Annotated in this window: 20 protein-coding genes; 10 read left to right on the forward strand and 10 right to left on the reverse strand. The window is 67.3% G+C overall.

Annotated features, from left to right (window positions below):
- Nucleotides 1–1,182: an NAD(P)/FAD-dependent oxidoreductase gene (locus tag FHW78_RS14325; protein ID WP_183642012.1), complete on the forward strand. Its 1,182-nt coding sequence runs from the start codon at nt 1–3 to the stop codon at nt 1,180–1,182.
- Between the two features lie 218 nt (nt 1,183–1,400).
- Here FHW78_RS14325 and FHW78_RS14330 read toward each other — a convergent pair whose 3' ends face one another.
- The 4 genes from FHW78_RS14330 to FHW78_RS14345 form a co-directional block, all read right to left on the reverse strand.
- Nucleotides 1,401–2,384, reverse strand: coding sequence for an LLM class flavin-dependent oxidoreductase (locus FHW78_RS14330; RefSeq protein ID WP_183642015.1), 984 nt, complete (start codon nt 2,382–2,384; stop codon nt 1,401–1,403).
- Between the two features lie 195 nt (nt 2,385–2,579).
- Nucleotides 2,580–3,251, reverse strand: a complete 672-nt coding sequence (locus FHW78_RS14335; RefSeq protein WP_183642017.1) for a glutathione S-transferase — start codon at nt 3,249–3,251, stop codon at nt 2,580–2,582.
- A 58-nt stretch (nt 3,252–3,309) separates the two neighbouring features.
- Entirely contained in the window at nt 3,310–4,869 is a 1,560-nt protein-coding gene (locus tag FHW78_RS14340) for a YdiU family protein (protein ID WP_183644697.1), read from the reverse strand.
- A gap of 5 nt (nt 4,870–4,874) precedes the next feature.
- The gene (locus FHW78_RS14345) at nt 4,875–5,621 is read right to left on the reverse strand and encodes a sulfurtransferase (RefSeq protein ID WP_183642020.1); all 747 of its coding nucleotides are present in this window, start codon (nt 5,619–5,621) and stop codon (nt 4,875–4,877) included.
- A gap of 101 nt (nt 5,622–5,722) precedes the next feature.
- On the opposite strand from FHW78_RS14345, the gene FHW78_RS14350 reads away from it, so the two are divergent.
- From FHW78_RS14350 to FHW78_RS14360, 3 genes are all read left to right on the forward strand, one after another.
- Nucleotides 5,723–6,103 carry a metalloregulator ArsR/SmtB family transcription factor gene (locus tag FHW78_RS14350; protein ID WP_183642023.1) on the forward strand — a complete coding sequence of 127 codons (381 nt, stop codon included), beginning with the start codon at nt 5,723–5,725 and terminating at the stop codon, nt 6,101–6,103.
- Nucleotides 6,100–6,537: an SRPBCC family protein gene (locus FHW78_RS14355; RefSeq protein WP_183642026.1), complete on the forward strand. Its 438-nt coding sequence runs from the start codon at nt 6,100–6,102 to the stop codon at nt 6,535–6,537. The genes FHW78_RS14350 and FHW78_RS14355 overlap by 4 nt, the downstream gene beginning before the upstream one ends.
- Nucleotides 6,538–6,598: 61 nt before the next feature.
- The gene (locus FHW78_RS14360; RefSeq protein ID WP_183642029.1) at nt 6,599–7,150 is read left to right on the forward strand and encodes an SRPBCC family protein; all 552 of its coding nucleotides are present in this window, start codon (nt 6,599–6,601) and stop codon (nt 7,148–7,150) included.
- Between the two features lie 19 nt (nt 7,151–7,169).
- On the opposite strand, the gene FHW78_RS14365 is transcribed toward FHW78_RS14360, so the two are convergent.
- A complete protein-coding gene (locus tag FHW78_RS14365) occupies nt 7,170–7,535 on the reverse strand; it encodes a DUF6164 family protein (RefSeq protein ID WP_183642031.1) in 366 nt (121 codons plus the stop codon).
- A gap of 35 nt (nt 7,536–7,570) precedes the next feature.
- On the opposite strand from FHW78_RS14365, the gene FHW78_RS14370 reads away from it, so the two are divergent.
- Together FHW78_RS14370 and FHW78_RS14375 are read left to right on the forward strand one after the other, a co-directional pair.
- Nucleotides 7,571–8,368: an SDR family oxidoreductase gene (locus FHW78_RS14370; protein WP_183642034.1), complete on the forward strand. Its 798-nt coding sequence runs from the start codon at nt 7,571–7,573 to the stop codon at nt 8,366–8,368.
- A gap of 54 nt (nt 8,369–8,422) precedes the next feature.
- Nucleotides 8,423–8,854, forward strand: a complete 432-nt coding sequence (locus FHW78_RS14375) for an FKBP-type peptidyl-prolyl cis-trans isomerase (protein ID WP_183642037.1) — start codon at nt 8,423–8,425, stop codon at nt 8,852–8,854.
- Nucleotides 8,855–8,997: 143 nt separating this feature from the next.
- On the opposite strand, the gene FHW78_RS14380 is transcribed toward FHW78_RS14375, so the two are convergent.
- On the reverse strand, nt 8,998–10,602 hold the full coding sequence (locus FHW78_RS14380; RefSeq protein ID WP_255443306.1) for a serine hydrolase: 1,605 nt from the start codon (nt 10,600–10,602) through the stop codon (nt 8,998–9,000).
- A gap of 120 nt (nt 10,603–10,722) precedes the next feature.
- Here FHW78_RS14380 and FHW78_RS14385 point away from each other — a divergent pair, with 120 nt between their 5' ends.
- A complete protein-coding gene (locus tag FHW78_RS14385) occupies nt 10,723–11,994 on the forward strand; it encodes a TIGR03862 family flavoprotein (RefSeq protein ID WP_183642044.1) in 1,272 nt (423 codons plus the stop codon).
- 490 nt (nt 11,995–12,484) lie between these two features.
- Here the strand turns inward: FHW78_RS14385 and FHW78_RS14390 are convergent, their stop codons facing one another.
- Both FHW78_RS14390 and FHW78_RS14395 read right to left on the reverse strand, forming a co-directional pair.
- On the reverse strand, nt 12,485–14,104 hold the full coding sequence (locus FHW78_RS14390; RefSeq protein ID WP_183642047.1) for an FMN-binding glutamate synthase family protein: 1,620 nt from the start codon (nt 14,102–14,104) through the stop codon (nt 12,485–12,487).
- Nucleotides 14,104–14,388, reverse strand: coding sequence for a hypothetical protein (locus tag FHW78_RS14395; RefSeq protein WP_183642050.1), 285 nt, complete (start codon nt 14,386–14,388; stop codon nt 14,104–14,106). The genes FHW78_RS14390 and FHW78_RS14395 overlap by 1 nt, the downstream gene beginning before the upstream one ends.
- Here FHW78_RS14395 and FHW78_RS14400 point away from each other — a divergent pair.
- On the forward strand, nt 14,375–16,999 hold the full coding sequence (locus FHW78_RS14400; RefSeq protein ID WP_183642053.1) for a TonB-dependent receptor: 2,625 nt from the start codon (nt 14,375–14,377) through the stop codon (nt 16,997–16,999). The two genes, FHW78_RS14395 and FHW78_RS14400, sit on opposite strands and share 14 nt — an antisense overlap.
- A gap of 63 nt (nt 17,000–17,062) precedes the next feature.
- On the opposite strand, the gene FHW78_RS14405 is transcribed toward FHW78_RS14400, so the two are convergent.
- Entirely contained in the window at nt 17,063–17,974 is a 912-nt protein-coding gene (locus tag FHW78_RS14405) for a LysR family transcriptional regulator (RefSeq protein WP_183642056.1), read from the reverse strand.
- Nucleotides 17,975–18,150: 176 nt separating this feature from the next.
- On the opposite strand from FHW78_RS14405, the gene FHW78_RS14410 reads away from it, so the two are divergent.
- Both FHW78_RS14410 and FHW78_RS14415 read left to right on the forward strand, forming a co-directional pair.
- Complete coding sequence (locus FHW78_RS14410) at nt 18,151–19,305, forward strand: serine hydrolase domain-containing protein (RefSeq protein WP_328805140.1); 1,155 nt, start codon at nt 18,151–18,153, stop codon at nt 19,303–19,305.
- The gene (locus FHW78_RS14415; RefSeq protein WP_183642061.1) at nt 19,302–20,492 is read left to right on the forward strand and encodes an MFS transporter; all 1,191 of its coding nucleotides are present in this window, start codon (nt 19,302–19,304) and stop codon (nt 20,490–20,492) included. Before FHW78_RS14410 ends, FHW78_RS14415 begins: the two co-directional genes overlap by 4 nt.
- 188 nt (nt 20,493–20,680) lie before the next feature.
- Here the strand turns inward: FHW78_RS14415 and FHW78_RS14420 are convergent, their stop codons facing one another.
- A complete protein-coding gene (locus FHW78_RS14420) occupies nt 20,681–22,159 on the reverse strand; it encodes a serine hydrolase domain-containing protein (RefSeq protein WP_183642063.1) in 1,479 nt (492 codons plus the stop codon).
- Nucleotides 22,160–22,603: the final 444 nt, after the last annotated feature.

The raw sequence follows: 22,603 nt of genomic DNA on the forward strand, positions 1-22,603 counted from the left end.
ATGGCGCCGACCCATGATGTGATCATCATCGGCGCCGGCGCCGCCGGCCTGATGTGCGCGATGACCGCCGGCCAGCGCGGCCTGCGGGTGCTGGTGATCGAACACGCCAACAAGGTCGGCAAGAAAATCCTGATGTCCGGCGGCGGGCGCTGCAATTTCACCAACACCGGCGCCGGCCCGGCCAATTACCTTTCCGCCAATCCGCATTTCTGCAAATCGGCGCTGGCCCGCTACACGCCGACCGACTTCATCGAGCTGGTCGAGCGCCACCGCATCGCCTATCACGAGAAGGAACTGGGCCAGCTGTTCTGCGACGTCTCGTCCAAGCTCATCGTGAAGATGCTGCTGGACGAATGCCAGGCCGCGCACGTGCGCATCGAGATCCCGTGCAGCGTCGAGCGGGTACAGGCGGTGGACGGCGGTTTCCGCATCGCCACCTCGCATGGCGCATTCGCCGCGCCGTCGCTGGTGGTCGCCACCGGCGGGCTGTCGATCCCGAGCATGGGCGCCACCGGCTTCGGGTACGAACTGGCACGCCAGTTCGGCCACGCGGTGCTGCCGACCCGTGCCGGGCTGGTGCCGCTGACCCTCAGCGGCAAGCACCAGGAGCGCCTGCACGACCTCAGCGGTGTCGCCGTGCCGGTGGAAGCGCGCTGCGGCAAACAGGCGTTCCGCAACTTCATGCTGGTCACCCATCGCGGCGTGAGCGGTCCGGCGATCCTGCAGATTTCCTCCTACTGGCAGCCCGGCGACGACCTGCGGCTGGATCTGCTGCCCGGCCAGGACGCGCTGGCGTGGCTGAAGGAGCAGCAGGCGCAACGGCCCGCCGCCGAACTCAAGACGGTGCTGTCCGACGCCCTGCCGCGCCGCTTCGCCCAGCGCCTGTGCGAGGTGTGGCTGCCGAACCGGCCGATGCGCCAGTTCAACGAGCCGCAGTTGCGCGAGCTGGCCGGTGTACTCGGTGCCTGGCCGCTGGTGGCCAGCGGCACCGAAGGCTATCGCACCGCCGAGGTCACCCTGGGCGGCGTGGACACCGACGGACTGTCGTCCAGCACGATGATGTCGCGGCTTGTGCCGGGCCTGTTCTTCATCGGCGAAGTGGTCGACGTCACCGGCTGGCTGGGTGGCTACAACTTCCAGTGGGCCTGGGCATCGGGGCACGCGGCGGGGATGGCGGTTTAGGGCCTTCCGGCAAGCCAGAAGCAAATCCCCCTCGGTCCCCCTTCTTCGAAGGGGGAGGTAGAGCCGGGCTTGCCCGGCTGCGGGATGTCCGGATGAAACGCGAAGGCTCCAACGGCAGCGGAGCAAGCTCCGCTCTACGTCCTGTAGAGCCGGGCTTGCTCGGCTGCGAATGGCTGGATAACACGCTAAGGCCCCGAAGCAGCGGAGCAAGCTCCGCTCTACGGGCGCATGGCCTGGGCGGCGAGTTCGAACGAGCGCAGGCGTTTGCCGTGGTCGAAGATGTTGGCGGTGAGCATGATCTCGTCCGGGCGGTGGCGATCGACGAAGGCGCGGATGCCCTCGCGCACGGTCTCCGCGCTGCCGATCACCGAACAGGCCAGTGCCTGCGCCACGCCGAGTTTCTCGTGCGGCTGCCAGAACGCCTCGATGTCCTCGATGGGCGGCGGCACCAGTCCCGGCTTGCCGCGGCGCAGGTTGACGAAGGCCTGCTGCTGGGTGGTGAACAGGTACTTCGCCTCTTCGTCGGTTTCCGCCGCCACCACGTTCAGCGCCAGCATTGCGTGGGGCTGGGCCAGGCGTGCGGATGGGCGGAAGTTGCGGTGATAGATCATCAGCGCCTGGTCCATCGCATCCGGCGCGAAGTGCGAGGCGAACGCGAACGGCAGGCCCAGCGCCGCCGACAACTGCGCGCTGAACAGGCTGGAGCCGAGCAGCCACACCGGCACCTCGATGCCCGCGCCCGGCACCGCGCGCACCGCCTGATCCGGCTGCGCGGGTTCGAAGTAATGCAGCAGTTCGTTGACGTCCTGCGGGAACTGCTCGGCGTTGTCGAAATAGCGTCGCAGCGCGCGCGCCGTCGGTTGATCGGTGCCCGGCGCGCGGCCCAGGCCGAGATCGATGCGATCCGGATACAGCGACGCCAGGGTGCCGAATTGCTCGGCCACCTGCAGCGGCGAATGATTGGGCAGCATCACCCCGCCCGCTCCCACCCGGATGCGCGAGGTCGCGCCAGCCACGTTTCCGATCAGCACCGCGGTGGCGGCGCTGGCGATGCCGGGCATGTTGTGGTGTTCGGCCAGCCAGTAGCGCTGGTAGCCCCAGGCTTCGGCATGTTGCGCCAGATCGCGCATGTTGGCGAAGGCGCGGGAAATGTCGCTGCCTTCGCAGACGGGAGCGAGATCGAGCAACGAATAGGGAATCATGGCAACTCCTGGCAGGCGATGCCTCCGTCGTGGGGCCAGCGCGCCCTGCTTTCCAGCCCGGCATTCGGGATACTGAATCCCGTGAACATCCTTCCCGTTCTTGTGGGAGCGACGTAAGTCGCGAAGGAATGCAGGCAACGCCTCATCGCGACTTACGTCGCTCCCACAAGGGTTGTTTCCACAAGGCGGTGGAGATCAGCTCAACAGATCGAACGGCCCGCCCTGCTCCAGCGCCCGCTGGTAGGCCGGCCGCGCATGGATGCGCGCCAGGAAATCGGCGAGTTTCGGATGGCGCTCCAGCCCCGTCCGCGCGGCGGCGGCTTCCACCGGGAAGCTCATCTGGATGTCGGCGGCGCTGAAGTTCTCGCCGGCGAACCAGCGCGCCTTGCCCAGTTCGGCTTCCATGTAATCCAGGTGCAGGCGGACCTGCGGGGCCACGAAGCCCTGCAATGCCTTGTCCGCGATCGAGCGCGCGATCGGCCGTGCGAAGAACGGCATCGGCGCCTTCTTCAGCCGCGAGAACACCAGGCTCAGCAACATCGGCGGCATCGCGGAACCTTCGGCGTAATGCAGCCAGTAGCGGTAGCGCAGGTGTTCGGCCGTGCCCGGCGACGGCGCGAACGCGCGCGCGGCGTCATAGCGTTCGACCAGGTATTCCAGCACCGCGCCTGATTCGGCCAGGGTGTTGCCGCCGTCCACCAGCACCGGCGACTTCCCCAGCGGATGCACCGCGCGCAGCGACGGCGGCGCCAGCAGGGTCTGCGGATCGCGCTGGTAGCGGACCACGGTGTAGTCCAGGCCCAGTTCCTCCAGCAGCCACAACACGCGCTGGGAACGGGAATTGTTGAGATGGTGGACGGTGATCATCGGCGGCCTCCGGCGTGAAGCCGCATCCTAGTACGGCCAGGCGCACCTTGGGTGACAGTCAGGAGCTGCAGGACAGCATCGAACAGCCGGCGCGTTCGCGCGCCCAGTCCGGTCTGCGCAGGGCGAAGCTTTCGCGGCCGGGCTGATCGTCGTAGGGACGCCGCATCACTTCCAGCAACTCGGCGATGCCGGCTTCATCGCCGGCCTCGGCGCGGTCGATGGCCTGCTGGGCCAGGTAGTTGCGCAGCACGTAGCGCGGATTGGCCAGGCGCATCCGTTCCCGCCGCAGCGCCGGATCCAGGCCGTCGGCCACCACCCGTTCGCCCAGGCCGCGCAACCAGTCCAGCAGATCCGCGCCGATCGCCTCGCGCCGGCTTGCGTCGTAGAACGCGGCGTCGAAATGGGCGAGATCGGGCGCGACGGGATCGGCATCGATCAGCGCGCGGAAGAACAGGGTCATGTCGACCTCGCCCGCCCACAGCAGCTCGTGCAGGCGACGCATGCGCTCGGTGTCCCCGTCGCGGTGCGCGTCCAGTCCCAGCTTGCGCGCGGTGTTGCCGCGATCGGCGGCCGCATAGGCATCGGCGTAGCGCTGCAGGCCCTCCTGCAAGGGCTCGACCGAACCGAACAACGGCGACAGCGCGTGCGCCAGCCGGGTCAGGTTCCAGTAGGCCACCTTGGGCTGCCAGCCGAAGCGGTAGCGGCCGCCGGCCGCGTCGGTGGTGTTCGGGGTCCAGTCCGGATCGTAGTTGTCGATCCAGCCGTACGGGCCGTAGTCGATGGTCAGGCCCAGCACCGACAGGTTGTCGGTGTTCATCACCCCGTGCACGAACCCCACCCGCATCCATTCGCCCATCAACCGCGCGGTGCGCTCGCAGATGGCGGCGAACCAGTCTCCGTACAACGCCTCGCCCTCGCCCGCCAGTTCCGGAAAATCGCGGCGGATGCAGAAATCGGCCAGTTGCCGCAGCAGTGGCACGTCATCGCGCGAGGCCGGCAGCTCGAAATGGCCGAAGCGCAGGAACGAAGGCGCCACTCGACAGACGATCGCGCCGGGTTCGGCCTTCGGATGTCCGTCGTAGAACATGTCGCGCACCACCGCCTCGCCGGTCGCCACCAGGCTGAGCGCGCGGGTGGTGGGAACGCCCAGGTGATGCATCGCCTCGCTGCACAGGAACTCGCGGATCGACGAACGCAGCACCGCGCGGCCGTCGGCGGTGCGCGAATACGGGGTCGGGCCGGCGCCCTTGAGTTGCAGTTCCCAGCGCCGCCCCTGCGCATCCACGGTCTCGCCCAGGGTGATGGCGCGGCCATCGCCCAATTGGCCGGCCCATGCGCCGAACTGGTGGCCACCGTAGTTGGCCGCGAACGGCTGCATGCCCGGCAGGATCGCGTTGCCGCCGAACACTTGCGCGAACATCGGATCGGCCAGGTCCGCATCGCTGAATCCCAGCGCCTGCGCCATTTCGCGCGACCAGGCGATCAACCGAGGCGCGACCACCGGCGTCGGCGCGACCGACGACCAGGCCGCGCCCAGCACCTCGCGCCGGCGCGGTCCCTGCTCCGGATCGCCGGGCAGATCGCGCACGAAAGCGTTGTCGTAGTGCAGCGCCCGCATGGCGTTCACGCCATTCCGGTGGCCAGCGGCTTCAGTTCCGGATCCAGCGCCACCCGCTCGTCGAACACGAAACAGCCGCCGTCGTAACCGTGTCCGCCGACTTCCTCGAAGTAGCCCAGGATGCCGCCATCCAGTTGCAGTACGTTGTCCATGCCATCGGCGCGCATCCACAACGCGGCCTTTTCGCAGCGGATGCCGCCGGTGCAGAAACTGACCACGGTGGCGTCCTTCAACGCTTCGCGATGCGGCGCCAGCGCCTCGGGCAGTTCGGTGAAACGGGTGATCGGCAGGGTCAGCGCGCCGGCAAAGGTGCCGTGGGCGAATTCCTGCGCGTTGCGGGTATCCAGCAGGACCACCCGCCGCCCTTCGTCGTCCCGGCCGCCCTGTTGCAGCCAGCGCCGCAGCGTCGCCGGCGCCACCGCGGGGGCGCGGCCACCGTCCAGCGGCGAGGCGTCGTCGCGGCGGAAGCTGATGATTTCCGGCTTCACCTTCACCTTCAGGCGGGCGAACGGCGGCGCCTCGCTGTGGCTGTACTTGACCCGCAGGTCGGCGAAGCGCGGATCGGCGCGCAGCGGCGCCAGGAACGCCTCGATGGCATCGCCGTCGCCGGCCAGGAACAGGTTGATGCCCTCCGCGGCCACCAGCACGGTGCCTCGCAGTGTCAGCGCCTCGCCGCGCGCGCGCAGCGTGTCGGCCAGGGTCTCGGGGACCTCGACGGTGGCGAAGTGGTAGGCGGCGATATTGACGATCATCCGCGCATTTTACCCGGGTGGGCGCCCGCGGCCCGACCGTCCCCGGCAATATTCAACCAAAAGGTTGACAATGACACCCGATGCGGATAATCATCAACCTTATGGTTGAATATTCTCCCGCCCAGCTCGACAGCCTGTTCCACGCCCTGTCCGACCACACCCGGCGGCGCATGCTGCGCAGCCTGGGCGGCCAGGCCCGCAGCGTGGGCGAACTCGCCGCCCCGTTCCAGATTTCGCTGGCCGCCGCCTCCAAGCACATCAAGGTGCTGGAACGCGCCGGCCTGGTCACCCGCACCGTGCAGGGACGCACCCACCTGTGCCGGCTCCAGCCAGAAGCGCTCGCCGCCGGCCAGGAATGGATCCGCTACTACGAACAGTTCTGGAACCAGCGCCTGGATGCATTGGCCGAAGCGCTGGGCGAACCGCCCGCCACGCCCTCGCCGCCTGCCTCCAGGACGCCACGCCGCAGGAAGACGCCATGAACGACACCATCGACGTACAGGTGACGCGCCCGTTCCGCGCCCGCGCCGAACAGGTCTTCGATGCCTGGCTGGATCCGGCCTGGCTCGGCCGCTGGATGTTCGGCCCCGACGTACGCGCGGAAAAGGTGCTGCACCTGCGGACCGAACCGCGCGTCGGCGGCGGTTTCTCGTTCCTGGTCGAGCGCCAGGGCCAGGCCATCGATCACATCGGCACCTATCTGCACATCGAGCGCCCGCACCGGCTGGTATTCACCTGGGCAATCCGCGGTGAATCCGACGACGATGCCAGCACGGTCGCCATCGACATCGCCGACACACCCGAAGGCTGCACCCTGACCCTCACCCACACCCTGCCCGCGCGCTGGGCCGACTACGCGCCGCGCACCCGGCAGGGCTGGAGCACCATGCTCGACGCGCTGCAACGCCTGTTCTGATTTTCCCCGCCCGTCCGGATCGCCCGCGGCGGTCCCCCGGATTCCCCAAGGAGATGCCACGATGAACGAAGACTACGGCCAACCCGTCGCGACGGACGCCCTGCGGATCCAACGCTCCCTGCCCGGCCCGATCGAACGGGTCTGGGCCTACCTGACCGAATCGGACAAGCGCGGGGAATGGATGGCGCGCGGCGACATGGAGCTGCGGGTGGGTGGCAAGGTCCATCTGTTCTTCCACCACGCCAGCCTGTCGCGGGAACCGGGATCGCCGCCGGCCAAATACCAGGACATGGCGGACGGCGTCGGCATGGATGGCCGCGTCACCGTGTGCGAGCCACCGCGCCGACTTGGCTACACCTGGGGCGAAAGCGAAGGCAGCACCTCTGAGGTGCTGTTCGAACTGCTGCCGCAGGACGGACGCGTGCTGCTCACCGTCACCCACAGCAGGCTGCGCGATCGCGACGAGATGGTCAGCGTCGCTGGCGGCTGGCACGCCCACCTGGGTATCCTGATCGACCGCCTGGAAGGTCGCGAACCGCCCAATTTCTGGCGCGCGCACGACGGCCTGGAAGCCGAATACGACCGTCGCCTGCCGGCCGCCGCGCGCGGCTGAGCAACGGACGCGACGCGCGTCAGCGCAGCAGCAGCCAGGGCAAGGCCAGGGTCAGCACGACGATGAAGAGGATCGCGCCCAGCGTGATCAGCACGAAGGCCGGACGTTCGCGCAGCAGTTGCGCGAACGTCTGCGCGTTGCCCTCGCGCATCGCCCGCGCATGCTCGCGACGCGCCTGCTCGCCGCGTTGCCGCTGGTAGTCGTCCAGCAGCGCCTTGGCGCGCCCGTAGTCGGCCGCATCGGACAGCCACAGCGCACCATGCGAGATACCCCACGGACTGGGCGGCGTTTCGTACCAGGCCAGGCCCTCGCGATCCAGCAGTTCGCGGATCTCGCCGGCCTCGTCGTCCGGCACGCCGCGAAGATAGAACAGACGTTTCGACATCGGGCGACGCCCGGATTCCAGCAGGAGAAGCGGACATGCTACTGCAAGACAAGGTGGTGATCGTCCATGGCGGCGGCGGCGCCATCGGTGGCGCCTGCGCGCGCGCCTTCGGCCGCGAGGGTGCGCGGGTGTTCCTCGCCGGCCGCACGCCCGAACCGCTGCAGCGAGTGGCCGCCGACATCGTCGCGGCCGGCGGCCAGGCCTCGTGCGCCACGCTGGACGTCCTGGATCCGTCCGCGGTGCGGGCGCACGCGGACGACGTGGCGGCGCAGGCCGGACGCATCGACGTCTGCCTCAACGCGGTGGGCTTCTTCCACGTGCAGGGCATCGCGTTCCTGGACCTGGCAGCGGAGGATTACCTGCATCCCATCGATCATTACACACGCGCGAACTTCAACACCGCGCAGGCCGCCGCCCGCCACATGGCGCGCCAACGCGCGGGCGTGCTGCTCAGCCTGTCCACCCCGGGCGCGCGCCTGAGCGGCGGCGGCTTTCTCGGCAACGGCGTCGCCAGCGCGGCGGTCGAGGCGTTCTCGCGGATCCTGGCCGGCGAACTGGGCGGACATGGCATCCGGGTGATCTGCCTGCGCCCGGACGCGATTCCGGAAGCATTGGCGCTATCCCATTCCGCCAAGGTATTCGCCAGCGCCGCCGCCGAGTCCGGCGTTTCCATCGAAGCGATGCTGGCCGAGCGCGCCGCCGGCGCGACGCTGCTTGGACGCCTGCCCACGCTGGCGCAGGTCGCCGACTGCGCGGCTTTCCTCGCCTCGGATCGCGCCGGCGCGATGACCGGCACCGTCGCCAACCTGACCTGCGGCTCGCTGGTGGACTGACCGACCCCGGCCAATCGGTTAACCTCCGCGCAACTCTTTTCACCGGATCCTTCCATGCGCCGTTTCCTGCTGCCGCTCGCCCTCCTGCTGTTGTCCGGCTGCGCCGATCCGGGTCCACCGCCGGGCGGCAGCGTGGCCGAGCTGCAGCGCATCGACGAGCGCGTCGGCACCGGCGCGGTCGCGACGAAGGGAGCGGACGTGACGGTGCACTACACCGGCTGGATCTATGACAAGCGGGTGCCCAACCAGCGCGGCGAGAAGTTCGACAGCTCGGTGGATCGCGCCGAGCCGTTCACCTTCCTGCTCGGCGCGGGACGGGTCATCCGCGGCTGGGACGACGGCGTGGCCGGCATGAAGGTCGGCGGCAAGCGCGTGCTGCTGATCCCTTCCGATCTGGCCTATGGCCGCGATGGCGCCGGCGGCGTGATTCCGCCCAACGCCTCGCTGGTGTTCGAAGTGGAACTGCTGGACGTCAAGCCGCACTGATCCGGCACCCACACCGCTGTAAGAGCGACGTCAATCGCGACCGGACTCTCGCACCCGGCAGTCTCACTCAAGGGGCTCTGCCGGCTTGACTACATGGTCGCGACTGACGTCGCTCCTGCAGGGTGCATATAGAGAAACCCGCCCTACTTCTTCTTCACCGGCGCCAGGCGCAGGTCGTGGAAGTCGAAGCTGAAGTCGGTCAGCGGCGAGATGGCTTCCATCCGCGCCTCGCGGATTTCGCCGTCGGGGGTCAGGGCGAAATTGAGGAAGGCATCGGCGTTGAGCCAGCGTTCGCGCCAGCGCACGATGAACGTGTCGTGCTGCCAGTGGCTCAGGTCGCCCACCAGCTCGGCGGTCTTGCTGAAGCGCAGCACCAGCTTGCCGCCTTCCTGCGAAACCACGACGTCGCCGTACCAGGGATCGCGCAGGGTGCCGGCGTACTTCGCCAGCGGCAGCGACGGACCGGACTTGGCATCCCTCGCGGCCACGTGTTTCTGCCAGCTCTCGTCGGCATTTTCCTGCGACTTGGCCACCGCCTCGGCATAGCCCGCCAGCCAGTCGGTCTTCGGCGCGTCCAGCATCGCGTCGAGCGCGCGCATGGTCACCGCATTGAAGGCGGCGCCGACTTCCTGGCTGGTCAGCACGACCACGCCGATCTTGCGATCCGGCACCAGCGTCACCCGCGAGACCATGCCCGGCCAGCCGCCGGTGTGCCAGACCAGTTTCTGGCCCCGGTAGTCCGACAGCATCCAGCCCTCGCCGTAGCCCAGGTAGTTGGGCTTGGCCAGCTTGAGGGTCTCGATCTTCGGCTCTGATACCGGAATCGGCGTGATCATCGACCACATGTCGCGCTGCCGCTTGGGCGTGAACAACTGCTGCTGGCGCCCATCCTTGTCGGTATAGGTGCCGCCCGCCAGTTGCATGCGCATCCACTTGCCCATGTCGTGGACGCTGGAATAGATGCCGCCGGCGCCGGCCACGTTCGACCAGGTCATCCGCGGGGCCGGCTTGAGATCCTTGAAGTCGGCCTTCGCGTGGCCGGTGGCGACGTTGTCGCCGGGCTTGAGCGCATCGCTGTTGAAACGGGTCTGCTCCATGCCCAGCGGCTGGAACACGCGGGTGCGCAGGAACTGTTCGTAGCTCATGCCGCTGACCTGTTCGATCACCAGCTGGGCCACGCCGAACAGGATGTTGTCGTAGGCGTACTGGGCGCGGAAACCACCGGTCAGCGGGACATCCTTGAGGCGCTCGGCCACTTCGCGGTTAGTGTAGCTGGTGGTCGGCCAGAACAGCAGATCACCGGCGCCCAGGCCCAGGCCGCTGCGATGGGCCAGCAGATCGCGGATGCGCATCTCGCGGGTGACGTAGGCGTCGGACATGCGGAACCACGGCAGGTGATCGATCACCCGGTCGTCCATGTCCAGCTTGCCCTCCTCGGCCAGCATCTCCAGCGAGGCGGCGGTGAAGGCCTTGGTGTTGGAGGCGATCGCGAACAGGGTGTGTTCGTCCACCTTCTCCGGCTTGCCGATTTCGCGCACGCCGTAGCCGCGCTCCAGCACCACTTTGCCGTCCTGGATGATGGCCACGGCGATGCCGGGCACGTCGAACTGCTTGCGCACCGATTCGACATAGGCGTCGAAATCCTGCAACTGCGCCGGCGCGGCGATCTCCTGCGCATGCGCGCCGCTCCACAGTCCGAACGACAGCACCAGCGCGCCGGCCTGCCCGGCGATCAGCGGAATCCGCATCATTGAGCCCCTTGGAGAACGAAGACGACCGCCAACGATACGTCAGGCGGGCACCGGCGTCCCCCTGCCGATGGTCATCGTGGGCGCCGGCCGGCACGGCAGGCTTGGCATAATGGCGGGATGTCCGCGGCTTTTCCTTCCCCAGCCTTCCCCCCGCCCCGTGTCGCCATCATCGGCGGCGGCCCGGCCGGCCTGTTCGCCGCCGAGCGGCTGCGCGCGGCCGGCCTGGAGGTCGATCTTTATGACGCCAAGGGCTCGGTCGGGCGCAAGTTCCTGATCGCCGGCAAGGGCGGGCTGAACCTGACCCACTCCGATCCCTTTCCGGTGTTCGCGTCCCGCTACGGCGCCCGCCAGGAAGCGGTGGCCGACTGGCTGCGCGGTTTCGACGCCGACGCCCTGCGCGCCTGGGCCGCCGGACTGGGCGTGGAAACCTTCGTCGGCAGTTCCGGGCGGGTGTTTCCGCATGATCTCAAGGCCGCACCGCTGCTGCGTGGTTGGGTACGGCGGCTGCGCGACCAGGGCGTGCGCTTTCACATGCAGCACCGCTGGGCAGGCTGGAACGAAGAAGGCGCCCTGCGCTTCCTCCATCCGGCCGGCGAGGTCATCCTCCGCGTCGACGCCGTCCTGCTCGCGCTTGGCGGCGGCAGTTGGCCGGAACTGGGGTCCGATGGTGGCTGGGTGCCGCTGCTGGCCGCACGCGGCGTCGACGTCGCGCCGCTGCAACCGGCCAACTGCGGCTTCGACATCGGCTGGAGCGAGCACCTGTCCGGCCGCTTCGCCGGCTCCCCGCTCAAACCGGTCATCGCGCACTGGCAGGACGCCGACGGCCAGTGGCACGCGCAGCAGGGCGAGTGCGTGGTGACGGCCACCGGCATTGAAGGCAGCCTGATCTATGCGTTGTCGGGCACGCTGCGCGACGCCATCGCCCGCGACGGCGAAACGACCCTGTACCTGGACCTGGTTCCCGGCCGCGACGAACCCGCCTTGCGCCGCGCGCTGGCCAAGCCACGCGGCTCCCGCAGCCTGAGCGAACACCTGCGGCGCGAGGCCGGGGTGTCCGGGGTCCGCGCGGCGCTGCTGTACGAGGTGATGGACCGGCAGGCCATGCAGGATCCGGAGCGCCTGGCGCGCACGCTCAAGCGGCTGCCGCTGCGCCTGCTGCGTGCGCGCCCCATCGACGAGGCGATCAGCAGCGCCGGTGGCATCCGCCTGGAAGCGCTGGATCGCGACCTGATGATCACCGCCCTGCCCGGCGTGTTCGCCGCGGGCGAAATGCTCGACTGGGAAGCACCCACCGGCGGCTATCTGCTCACCGCCTGTTTCGCCAGCGGCCTGCGTGCCGCCGAGGGTGTCCTGTCCTGGTTGAAGGAACACGAGTCCGGATCGCGTTGAAGCACGTTGCCGGCTCCGGCAATGCATGTCGAAAAACGAAAGAGGAGTCGGGCGGGAATTTTCGATCGCGACACGGCGACGATGGCTTCGCTCCGGTTCGGCCGGCGCGGTTCAATCCGGATCAGCCCACTTCGGATCAGCCCACTCCGAATCAGGGCATCCCGGATCAGATCACCGCCATCCATGCCTGCCATTGCGGCAGGACATGGATGGCGGGTCTTCCACACCACACGCTTTCAGGTTCCGGATTTCGTTTCCCCGGCAGGCTTTCCCTGCCCGCATGGAAACGCATCCTCGCCTTGTCTAGTCGCCCGCGATGGCTGCGACAGGCTGGAGAGAACCTGCGCGCAGCGATAGCGGGGCGTGCGCGTAAGATACAAACCGGGACGTTGAATTTCGGTTAGCGTTTCGCGTCATTGCGATGACAGCGCAGCTTCCGTTCACAGTCCGTGTGATCCCTTCGGCATGAACTGATGCCCTTTGCTCATCATCAGGATTTGCTGTCCTGCAGCGCGCGCACCCGCGCCGGCGGATTGAACGCGTCGCTGCGCGCCTCGGCCCAGAACTGCTGGAACACCGCATGCGCGGGAATCCGATCCAGCAATTCACCCGGCTCCAGGAAACGATACAGGGTTGCCAGCGACCGCACTTCGACCGGTGATACCCGGCGCAAGATGTGTTCGGGCCCAAGCTGCTGTGGATGTTCCAGGCCAGCCGCGCACAACATGTCGCGCAGGGCCTTCAAGGTGTTGTCGTGGAATTGCTGCACCCGCACAGATTTGTCGCCCACGTCCAGGTGCTTCCAGCGGCCGGGATTCTGGGTCGCCACGCCGGTCGGGCAGCGATCGTCGTGGCAGCTCTGCGACTGGATGCAGCCCAGCGAGAACATGAAACCGCGTGCCGAATTGCACCAGTCCGCGCCCATCGCCAGGGTCCGGGCGATGTCGAAGGCGCTGATGACCTTGCCGGCGGCGCCGATGCGGATGCGTTCGCGCAGTTTCAGCCCGACCAGCGTGTTGTGCACCAGCAGCAGAGCCTCGTGCATCGGCACGCCGACGTGGTCGATGAACTCGGCCGGCGCCGCGCCGGTACCACCCTCGGCGCCATCGACCACGATGAAGTCCGGCAGCAGGCCGGTTTCCTGCATCGCCTTGGCGATGCCGAACCATTCCCAGGGATGGCCGATGGCCAGCTTGAAACCGGTCGGCTTTCCGCCGGACAGATCGCGCAGGCGCGCCACGAACTGCAGCAGTTCCACCGGCGTGGAGAACGCCGAATGGCGCGCCGGCGACACGCAATCGTGTCCCATCGGCACGCCACGCGTGGCCGCGATCTCGGGGCTCACCTTGGCCGCCGGCAGCACCCCGCCGTGGCCGGGCTTGGCGCCCTGCGACAGCTTGATCTCGATCATCTTCACCGACGGCAGGCGCGCGTTCTGCACGAAGCGCTCCTCGCTGAAGCGGCCCTGCTCGTCCCGGCAACCGAAATAGCCGGAGCCGATTTCCCAGACCAGATCGCCGCCATGCTCGACATGGTAGGGGGAGATGGAACCCTCGCCAGTGTCGTGATAGAAACTTCCGCGCCGCGCGCCTTCGTTGAGCGCGCGTATCGCGTTGGCCGACAGTGCGCCGAAACTCATCGCCGAGATGTTGAACACGCTGGCCGAGTACGGTTGCGCCGAACTGGCGCCGATGGTGACGCGGAAGTCGTGCGAATCCACCTGCGTCGGCGCCAGCGAATGGTTGATCCATTCGTAGTCCACCCCGTACACGTCCTGCTGGCTACCGAACGGCACCACGTCCATCACGCCCTTGGCGCGCTGGTACACCAGCGAGCGCTGCTGGCGCGAGAACGGTACCTCGGCGGTATCCCCCTCGATGAAGTACTGCCGGATCTCCGGCCCCACCGATTCCAGTCCGTAGCGGAAATGCGCGAGCACCGGATAGTTGCGGCGCAGGGTGCTGCGGGTCTGCAGCAGGTCCCAGGTGCCCAGCAGCGCCAGCACGCCGAACAGGCCGGCCGGCCAGCCCCATGCGGGCCAGTGGAAGGACAGCGCCAGCGACAGCAACGCCAGCAGGATGCAGAGCCCGTAGGCCAGGTAACGATTCATCACGCTCCTTGCCGGACCGGGCGGCCGCCCACCCTGTCCGCATGATCCAGACGACCGGCACCTCCGGCGCCGTGCGGCAGGAGCATCTTAATGCGCGCCGTTGATCGCCGTGCGACCGCCGCCTGTACGGCCGGCCGCGGGCTTTCGGTGCGGACGAACCGCGCGTCAAGCCGGATCACATGGCGATTCGTCATGTGGCGATGAATCACGGCCATTCGGCAGTGCAGCATCCGCATGCGGTAATGATGCGCCCAACGTTCAATGCCTTCGATGTCGAGAACCACCCCGCTCGCCCTGGCCATCACCCTGGCCATCACCTCTCCCGTCGTCCACGCCCAGGACGCCACCACGCCACCCACCGGACCGGACAAGACCCTGGACGCGGTCGTGGTCACCGGCTCCAACATCAAGCGCAGCGACACCGCCGGACCGAACCCGGTACAGGTCGTCACTCGCGAGGAAATCGAACGCACCGGAAAATCGACCCTGACCGACGTACTGCGCTCGCTCTCGGCCAACGCAGGCAACAGCTATGACGAGCAGTACACCGGCAGCTTCTCGGCCGGCTCGGCCTCGATCGGCCTGCGCGGACTGAGCCCGAAGAACACCCTCGTGCTGGTCAACGGCTATCGCGTGGCCAACTTCGGCTTCGCCCTCAACACCCAGGATACTTTCGTCGATCTCAACGCGCTGCCGATCAGCGCGGTCGAACGCATCGAGGTACTGAAGGACGGCGCCTCGGCGGTCTACGGCTCCGATGCCATCGCCGGTGTGGTCAACATCATCCTGCGCCGCAATTTCCAGGGCATCGAAGTGGGCGGCGCGGTCGGTGGCGCCACCCGGGGCGGCCTGGACGAACAGAAGGCCAACCTGCTGCTGGGCTTCGGCGATCTCGAACAGCAGGGCTGGAACGTGCTGTTCGGGCTGGACCTGCTCAAGCGCGAACGCCTGGACGCGGACGAACGCGCCTTCACCCGCAGCGGCGACTTCCGCGACAAACCCGGCGGGCGCCTGGCCGGCTGGTCGACCGCGGGCGGCAACTGGTTGCTCGATCCGCGCCAGCCCACCCCGTTCTCGCCGTGCCCGGACGGCAGCGTGCCGCGCCCCTACAGCGACTTCGGCAGCACCCTGCCCGGCAATGCCTGCGCCTTCAACGCGCAGCCGTACAAGACCCTGCAACCGGGCGCGGAACGCATCCAGGCCTCGCTGAGCGCGACCTTCCGCCTGGGCGAACGCACCGAACTGTTCACCGATCTGCTCTACAGCCACAACCAGGCGGACCAGATCTTCAGCGCGCCGCTCACGGTCGGCCCGGGCCTGCGCGCCTACAACCCGGCCACCGGCACCCTGGTGGACATCCCGGTGGCGCTGCCGGTCGGCCATCCCGACAATCCCAACGGCGTGCCGCTGCCGTTCGAATACACCTTCTTCGATCTCGGCCCGCGCCTGAAGGACAACACCCAGGTGTTCTATCGCGCCCTGGCCGGCCTGCGCGGCCAGACCGAGCGCTGGGACTGGGAAGTGGCCGCCGAAACCTCGCAGAGCCTGCAACGCGAGTATGTCGACAACTTCATCAACCGCTACGCATTCGAGCGAATCCTCGCCGACGGCAGCTACGACTTCCTGGATCCAACCAGTACCCCGGCGCCATTGAATGACCTGCGCCTGCAGACCAAGCGTCCGGGCTACTACCGGCTGGACGCGGTCAGCGCCAAGGCCTCGACCTCGTTCCTGGAACTGCCCGCCGGCGCCATCGGTTTCGCCTGGGGCGCGGAGTTCCGTCGCGAATCGCTGGATGCGCGCACCAGCCGGCAGGTGCTGTCCGGCACCGAGCTTCGCCCGGCCATCAACATCGTCAAGGGCGAGCGCAAGGTCAGCGCCGCGTACGCCGAGTTCAGCGTGCCGCTGCACCAGACCCTGGAACTGCAGCTGGCCGGCCGCGCCGATCACTACGACGACTTCGGCAATGCCTTCTCGCCCAAGGTGGCATTGCGCTGGCAGCCACTGGATTCGCTGCTGTTGCGAGGCTCGTTCTCGCGCGGCTTCCGTGCACCTTCGCTGCCTGAAATCGCTCCCGGCCAGACCATCAGCTACGGCACCGTGGTGGACCCGTACGATCCGCTGTCGCCGGGCGGCAGTCGTGGTGTCACCAATGTTCGTACCGGCAACCCGGACCTGGATGCGGAGCGCTCGAAGAACTTCAATCTGGGCGCGGTGTGGTCGCCGGACGCGGACACGAGCATCGGAGTCGACTACTACCGCATCGAACAGGACAACCTGATCAAGCCGGACAACGCGCAGTTCATCGTCAACAACCCCGCACTGTTCCCGGGCCGGGTGATCCGCGATGCGCAGGGTCGCATCCAGATCATCACCAACCAGTATTCCAACCAGGGGGAACTGGAGACCTCGGGCATCGATCTGGATTTCAGCCGCACCTTCCGTACCGCCGCCGCCGGCAACTTCACGCTGGCCGGAAGCTGGACCCACCTGCTGGAGTTCAAGCAACCGCTGGTGGCCGGACAGACGCCCTACGACGGTGCAGGCAACAACCGCCTGGGCGCGCTGCCGAAAAACCGTGGCACCACCTCGCTGGGCTGGGAAGCCGGCGACTGGGAGAGCACGCTCAGCCTGCAATACATCGCCGGTTACGATCAGCGGGTCTCCACCCAGGCCAGCAATCCGGGCCTGCGCGACAAGGTCAAGCCCTATCACCAGTTGGACCTGTACGTGGCCTACCAGGGCATTCCCAAGACCACGCTGTCGTTGTCCGTGCAGAACCTCACCGACAAGGATCCGCCCTTCGATCCGGCCGGAGGATCCAACGGTTTCGACATCACCCAGTACAACCTGCGCGGCCAGTTCGTCTCGCTGGGGGTGAAGTACCGGTTCTGAAAAGGACGACACCGCGGCGGCTGGCGGACAAGCCGCCGCCGCACTCCCTCGCCCGTGAGGACTTCACCGGCTTGCGGGCGCGGCGGATTGACAGCAGGTTGGCAACAGGTGTTCGCTGACGAAATCGACGAACACCCGCAGCTTGGGGGAAACGTGGCGCCCGGACGGCCACAGGAGGTAGAGATTTCCTGGCGCGTCCACGTAGTCATCCAACACCGTCACCAGCTCACCGCTGCGCAGCGCCTCGCGTACCGAATGATCCGGCACATAGGCGACACCGCGTCCGCGCTTGGCGAAACAAACCCGGGTTTCGATGTTGTTGCATACCATCGATTCCGGCACTTTCAACTCCGTCGACGCGCCGCGCAGCGGCCATGCCTCGATGCGCCCACTGCTGGGATTGCGGTATTGCAGGCACAGATGTCGCTCCAGATCCGCCGGCTCACCCGGCGTGCCGCGTTCCGCCAGATAGGCCGGTGATGCCACCAGTCGTCGATGGAAATGGCCGATATGCCGCGCGGTCAGGCGTGAATCGGAGGGCTCGCCGACACGCAGGACCGCATCAAAGCCTTCCTCGATCACATCGACCAGGCGGTCGGTGAAATCGAGGTCCAGCAGCACGTCCGGATAGGCGCGCATGAAATCCGCCAGCACAGGAAGCGCAAGATCGCTGATCAGCGGCAGGCTGATCCGCAGTCGACCCTGCGCGTGGCCCGCATGATGTGACAGCTCGGCCTCCGCCGCCGCCACTTCTTCAAGGATTCGCCGGCAACGCACCAGGAACAACTCGCCTTCCGCGGTCAATGCCACGCTGCGCGTACTGCGATGGAACAGGCGCACTCCCAGGCTTTGTTCCAGCCGCGACACGCTCTTGCCCACCGCGGCGGCGGAAACCCCCAACAGGCGGCCGGCTTCGGCAAAGCCCCGCGTCTCAGCGACCTGCACGAAGGTTTGCAGACTGCCCAGGCTCTCCATTCACGTCTTCCCATTGCGGACATTCATGTCCGTGCTGATGCGAACTCTACCCGCCTTTTTCATCCGCCGAAGCATTACCACCATGACGGCTCATTCCATGCCTGGAACCTTCCATGCCGTCGCATTCCCCCGTGACTCCCCAGTCGGCTGTTTCATCGCCTATCCCTCTCCTCACCGTGGCAGTCGATGCCGCACTGGATGCCGCGCTTGCCGAACAGCGTCTGGTCGGCGCGGTCGTACTGATCGCGGTCGATGGCCGAATCCGCTACGCGCGTGCCGCAGGCTGGGCGGATCGCGAGGAGCGGCGCGCAATGGACCGCGACGCGTTGTTCCGGCTGGCCTCGGTCAGCAAACCCATCGTCTCCACCGCCGCGATGGTGCGCGTCGCCCAGGGACGGCTGGATCTGGACGCGCCCATCCAGCGTTGGCTGCCGGACTTTCGACCCGCGCTCGCTGACGGCAACCAGCCCGACATCAGCGTGCGGCAACTGCTCAGCCATACGGCCGGACTGGGTTACCGCTTCCTGGATCCCGCACCGGACGGCGACGGACCGCATGGACGCGCCGGCGTATCCGACGGCATGGACGACAGCCCCGTATCGCTGGCGGAAAACCTCCGCCGCATCGCACGGGTTCCACTTCAATATGCCCCCGGCACGGCTTGGGGCTATTCACTGGCGACCGACGTGCTGGGCGCGGTGCTGGAAGCCGTCGATGGCCAGCCGCTACCGGCGGTGGTGGACACCGTGGTGACCGGACCACTGCGGATGCACGACACCGCGTTCCATGCCCTCGACCCGGCACGGCTCACCACCCCCTATGCCGCCGCCGATCACACGACGCGCCCCCACCGATTACAGGAAGGCGAAATCGTCTCTCCTTTCCCGGGACTGGCGGGCATTCGCTTCAATCCGTCACGCGCATTGGATCCGCATGCCTTCCCTTCCGGTGGCGGCGGCATGGTCGGCAGCGCCGATGACGTGATGCGCCTGCTGGAAGCGCTGCGTCAGGTCCGCGTTCCCTCGCTGACCGCCGACGGGATCGCGGAAATGGGGCGCGTGCAGAGCGGCCCGCATGGCCCGCCCGACAGTCCTGGCGTGGGCTTCGGTCTGGGTTTCTCGGTCCTGCACGATCCCGCTGCCGCCGCCAGCCCCGAATCCGTCGGTACCTGGCGTTGGGGCGGCGCCTACGGGCACAGCTGGTTCGTCGATCCGTCGCGGCGGCTGAGCGTGGTGGCATTGACCAACACGCTGTACGAGGGCATGTCAGGTGCGTTCGTTACCGAACTCCGCGATGCGATCTATGCGGGCCTGGGTGGAGCGACAGCATGAGCGCCGGTGACGGCGGAAACGAGCTGATCGTCTCGCCGCCGGATGTGGGTTCACGGCTACCCTGGGCGGGCCTGCTGGCGTTGGCATGCGCTGGGTTCATCACGATATTGACCGAAGCACTGCCTGCCGGGCTGCTGCCGGCGATAAGCGCAGACCTTCGTGTCAGTGAATCCTGGGTGGGACAACTGGTCACCGTCTACGCCCTGGGCTCGCTGCTGGCCGCGATTCCGCTGATCGCCGCGACCCGTCATTGGCGCCGGCGCCCCCTGCTTTTGATGGCCATCGCCGGGTTTACCGTGGCCAATTCGGTGACCGCCATTTCACCGCTCTACGAAATCACCCTGCTCGCACGCTTCATCGCCGGCATCAGCGCAGGCCTGTTGTGGGCTCTGGTGGCCGTCCACGCCAGTCGCATGGTCACGCCTGCCCAGCAGGGCCGCGCGATCGCGGTGGCGATGGTGGGCACGCCGCTGGCGCTGTCACTCGGCATTCCGGCCGGCACCCTGCTGGGCCAGACCATCGGATGGCGCTGGACCTTCGGCCTGATGTCGTTGCTCAGCCTGGGCCTGCTGGCCTGGGCACGCGCCCGCTTGCCCGACTTCGCCGGTCAGGCGCGAGGTTCCCCGCTGCGATTGCGTCGCGTGCTCGCCCTGCCCGGAGTACTCCAGGTGCTTGGCGTCATGCTGTTGTTCGTGTTCGCGCACAACGTGCTCTATACCTACATTGCCCCCATGCTGGCGGTCGCCGGTGCCGACACACAGGTGGAACGCTATCTGCTGTTGTTCGGAGCCACCGCGCTGATCAGCATCGGCCTGGTCGGCGTGCTGATTGAGCGCTGGCTGCACGGCCTGACGCTCGTGAGCTTGGCGTTGTTCGGCGTCGCGGCAGCGATGATCGCATTGTGGCCGAAGAATCCGGTGGCCCTCGCCGCAGCCGTTGCCCTGTGGGGCCTGGGTTTCGGTGGCGTCGCGACATTGTTCCAGACCGCGCTCGCACGCAATGCCGGCGAGTCTGCGGACATCGCCACGTCGATGCTGGTCACCGGCTGGAATCTCGCCATTGCCGGCGGCGGCATCTTTGGTGGCCTGCTGTTGCAGGGCATCGGCCCGGCCAGCCTGTCCTGGATGGTGTTGCTGCTGCTGGTACCGGCGGCAGGCCTGGCCCTGCCCCCGCGCGGTTGGCGATGAACGCGCGCCGGCGGTGAGCCGACGCAGGCATCACACGAACGCCTGATCTCCACGATCAGGCTTCGCACTCGGCGACGGCGATGAATACATCCGGCATCACGAGCGGTAACAACGGGTACGCGGTTCTGAGTCCTGCCTCACGCCTGCCCTCTTTTCCGGGCCGCCAGCGAAGGCGGCGGTCCTTCTCATCAGGGCACGCTTCGCATCGTAGCGGTTTCGAGAATGTCTCCCTCGCCCACCGTCAGGGTCCAATGGAGTGCGCCGCCCGCAAAGCGGGTTTCGTAGACATCCGCCCCAGCAGGGTCGACGCGCAGGAAGGCGACCGATTGAAGCGGGCCCAACCCGGAAAACTGGTTCCGCAGCGCGGTGAGGTTATCGCGAACCGCTCCGCCGAGAACCTCGCCCAGTGCGTCGTAGTCCGGCGCGCCGGCGGCGAGCTCTCCAATGAATCGTCGAAGGACGACTTCGCCCTGCGGATAAGGCTGCTGGGCGGCCACACGGGCGGCACTTGCCGCCTTGGCGGCCCGCAACGCCTTCGCGACCGGCACCCAGGCGGGTGACAGTTCGGCATACACGTCGATGAATCGCGATTGGCACATATCCTCGGCGCTGGCGAGACAGATGACGCCAATCCGTTCTTCGGGATCGAAGAAGGCCGAGGACGCGTAGCCGGTGGTCAGTCCGTTGTGTCCGACCAGCCGGCGCTCGCCATGAGCTTCCTCGGCAAAGCCGATGCCAAAGCGGTCACCAGTCACGCCGGGAAAGCTGCGTCCGAAGTTGGCCTCCAGCGTTGCGTTGTCAAGCGGCGGATGGCGCGCTGCGCCCATCTCGAACGCCAGAAATCGCGCCATGTCCGAAGCGGTGGAGAAGAGTCCCCCGTTGGGTATCCGGTAGCCCCGGCCGGCGATCTCGCTTTTGGACTCGGCCGTGTCGCTCCCGGAACTGCTGCGATAACCCACCGCCAGTCGTGCAAGCAGGGCCTCATCCGGGCGAAAAGATGTGGAGTGCATGCCGAGCGGCCGGATGAGCCTGTCCTCGACAAAGGTCACATAGTCGATGCCCGAGGCGCGCTCGATCGCCAGTCCGAGCGCCGCATAGCCGATATTCGAGTATCGGCTACGCTCGTTCGGTGCGTAGGGCGCCCGGGTGTGGGCCAGCGCCTCGTTCGCCAGTTGCCGCCACTGGTCCGTAGCGCCGGTCGAGTAGACGTAGTCAGGATCGTCGGGCTCGCGGGCCAACCCCGCGCGATGGGTGGCGAGCGCCAGCAGGTCGACCGGCGGCGCGTCAGCGCCAAGGGCCGGGCCGAGTTCGGGCAGATAGTCGATGACGCGGTCTTCCAGACGGACGTGGCCTTCGGCGACCGCCTTCAACAAGGCGAAGCCGGTGAACTGCTTGGTTATCGAACCGATCCGGTAGACGGTGTCGGAGGTGGCGGGGATAGTCCGTCCCTCGTCCGCATAGCCATACGACCGAACCCAGACCACCTCGCCCCGAACCACAAGGGCGACCGTCATGCTGCCATTCTGATGTCCGGCCGCCTCGGCGTCGATGATACGCGCGGCCGCCTCCAACTGGCGGGCGTCCACCTGCGCCGTAGCCGAAGAAGCATACAGACTCGCACCGAGAAGGACCGCGCCTGCTGCCAGGAGGATTCCACGAGCGATCATGTTGTACCTGATGCGACGCCCCATCGGCATGCTAGGGCACGACGGCGAATGTCCGCAACGGGTTGGAAGCACGTTTTGGCTCCGATGCCGATCTCGGACGTTCGGATCTTCACCGCCAGCGATTGCCGGTCTCGGATGACACCCACCCGTGAGGCGTCGATACCATTCGATCGGGCATGGCCACTCGTGGTTTCGAAGCTTTTGGCCTTGCATCATTGGTAGGCGAAACAGGCGATCTTGCGAACTATTCGACCCACCGCAAACTGTGGAAACGTCTTGGGTTGGCCGTAACAGATGGCGAACGTCAACGGCGCCTCACAGGGGCTGCAGCCATCTAGCATGGTTAGTGTCCTGGTCGGCGGGCCATGCGCACCCAGCGGTCCCTCTGTGAGTCGGAGGAAGCAAGCAGCGCCCCTGACACACTGGCTGACTCACCTTTTATCT

Origin of the sequence: Pseudoxanthomonas sp. OG2 (assembly GCF_014192765.1) — a bacterium.
In the GTDB taxonomy this organism is placed as follows: Bacteria; Pseudomonadota; Gammaproteobacteria; order Xanthomonadales; family Xanthomonadaceae; genus Pseudoxanthomonas_A; species Pseudoxanthomonas_A beigongshangi.

Coding starts and splice junctions, on each gene's coding strand:
- FHW78_RS14325 (WP_183642012.1), top strand. CDS start 1: ATGGCGCCGACCCATGATGTGATCATCATCGGCGCCGGCGCCGCCGGC.
- FHW78_RS14330 (WP_183642015.1), bottom strand. CDS start 2,384: ATGATTCCCTATTCGTTGCTCGATCTCGCTCCCGTCTGCGAAGGCAGC.
- FHW78_RS14335 (WP_183642017.1), bottom strand. CDS start 3,251: ATGATCACCGTCCACCATCTCAACAATTCCCGTTCCCAGCGCGTGTTG.
- FHW78_RS14340 (WP_183644697.1), bottom strand. CDS start 4,869: ATGCGGGCGCTGCACTACGACAACGCTTTCGTGCGCGATCTGCCCGGC.
- FHW78_RS14345 (WP_183642020.1), bottom strand. CDS start 5,621: ATGATCGTCAATATCGCCGCCTACCACTTCGCCACCGTCGAGGTCCCC.
- FHW78_RS14350 (WP_183642023.1), top strand. CDS start 5,723: ATGGTTGAATATTCTCCCGCCCAGCTCGACAGCCTGTTCCACGCCCTG.
- FHW78_RS14355 (WP_183642026.1), top strand. CDS start 6,100: ATGAACGACACCATCGACGTACAGGTGACGCGCCCGTTCCGCGCCCGC.
- FHW78_RS14360 (WP_183642029.1), top strand. CDS start 6,599: ATGAACGAAGACTACGGCCAACCCGTCGCGACGGACGCCCTGCGGATC.
- FHW78_RS14365 (WP_183642031.1), bottom strand. CDS start 7,535: ATGTCGAAACGTCTGTTCTATCTTCGCGGCGTGCCGGACGACGAGGCC.
- FHW78_RS14370 (WP_183642034.1), top strand. CDS start 7,571: ATGCTACTGCAAGACAAGGTGGTGATCGTCCATGGCGGCGGCGGCGCC.
- FHW78_RS14375 (WP_183642037.1), top strand. CDS start 8,423: ATGCGCCGTTTCCTGCTGCCGCTCGCCCTCCTGCTGTTGTCCGGCTGC.
- FHW78_RS14380 (WP_255443306.1), bottom strand. CDS start 10,602: ATGCGGATTCCGCTGATCGCCGGGCAGGCCGGCGCGCTGGTGCTGTCG.
- FHW78_RS14385 (WP_183642044.1), top strand. CDS start 10,723: ATGTCCGCGGCTTTTCCTTCCCCAGCCTTCCCCCCGCCCCGTGTCGCC.
- FHW78_RS14390 (WP_183642047.1), bottom strand. CDS start 14,104: ATGAATCGTTACCTGGCCTACGGGCTCTGCATCCTGCTGGCGTTGCTG.
- FHW78_RS14400 (WP_183642053.1), top strand. CDS start 14,375: ATGTCGAGAACCACCCCGCTCGCCCTGGCCATCACCCTGGCCATCACC.
- FHW78_RS14405 (WP_183642056.1), bottom strand. CDS start 17,974: ATGGAGAGCCTGGGCAGTCTGCAAACCTTCGTGCAGGTCGCTGAGACG.
- FHW78_RS14415 (WP_183642061.1), top strand. CDS start 19,302: ATGAGCGCCGGTGACGGCGGAAACGAGCTGATCGTCTCGCCGCCGGAT.
- FHW78_RS14420 (WP_183642063.1), bottom strand. CDS start 22,159: ATGATCGCTCGTGGAATCCTCCTGGCAGCAGGCGCGGTCCTTCTCGGT.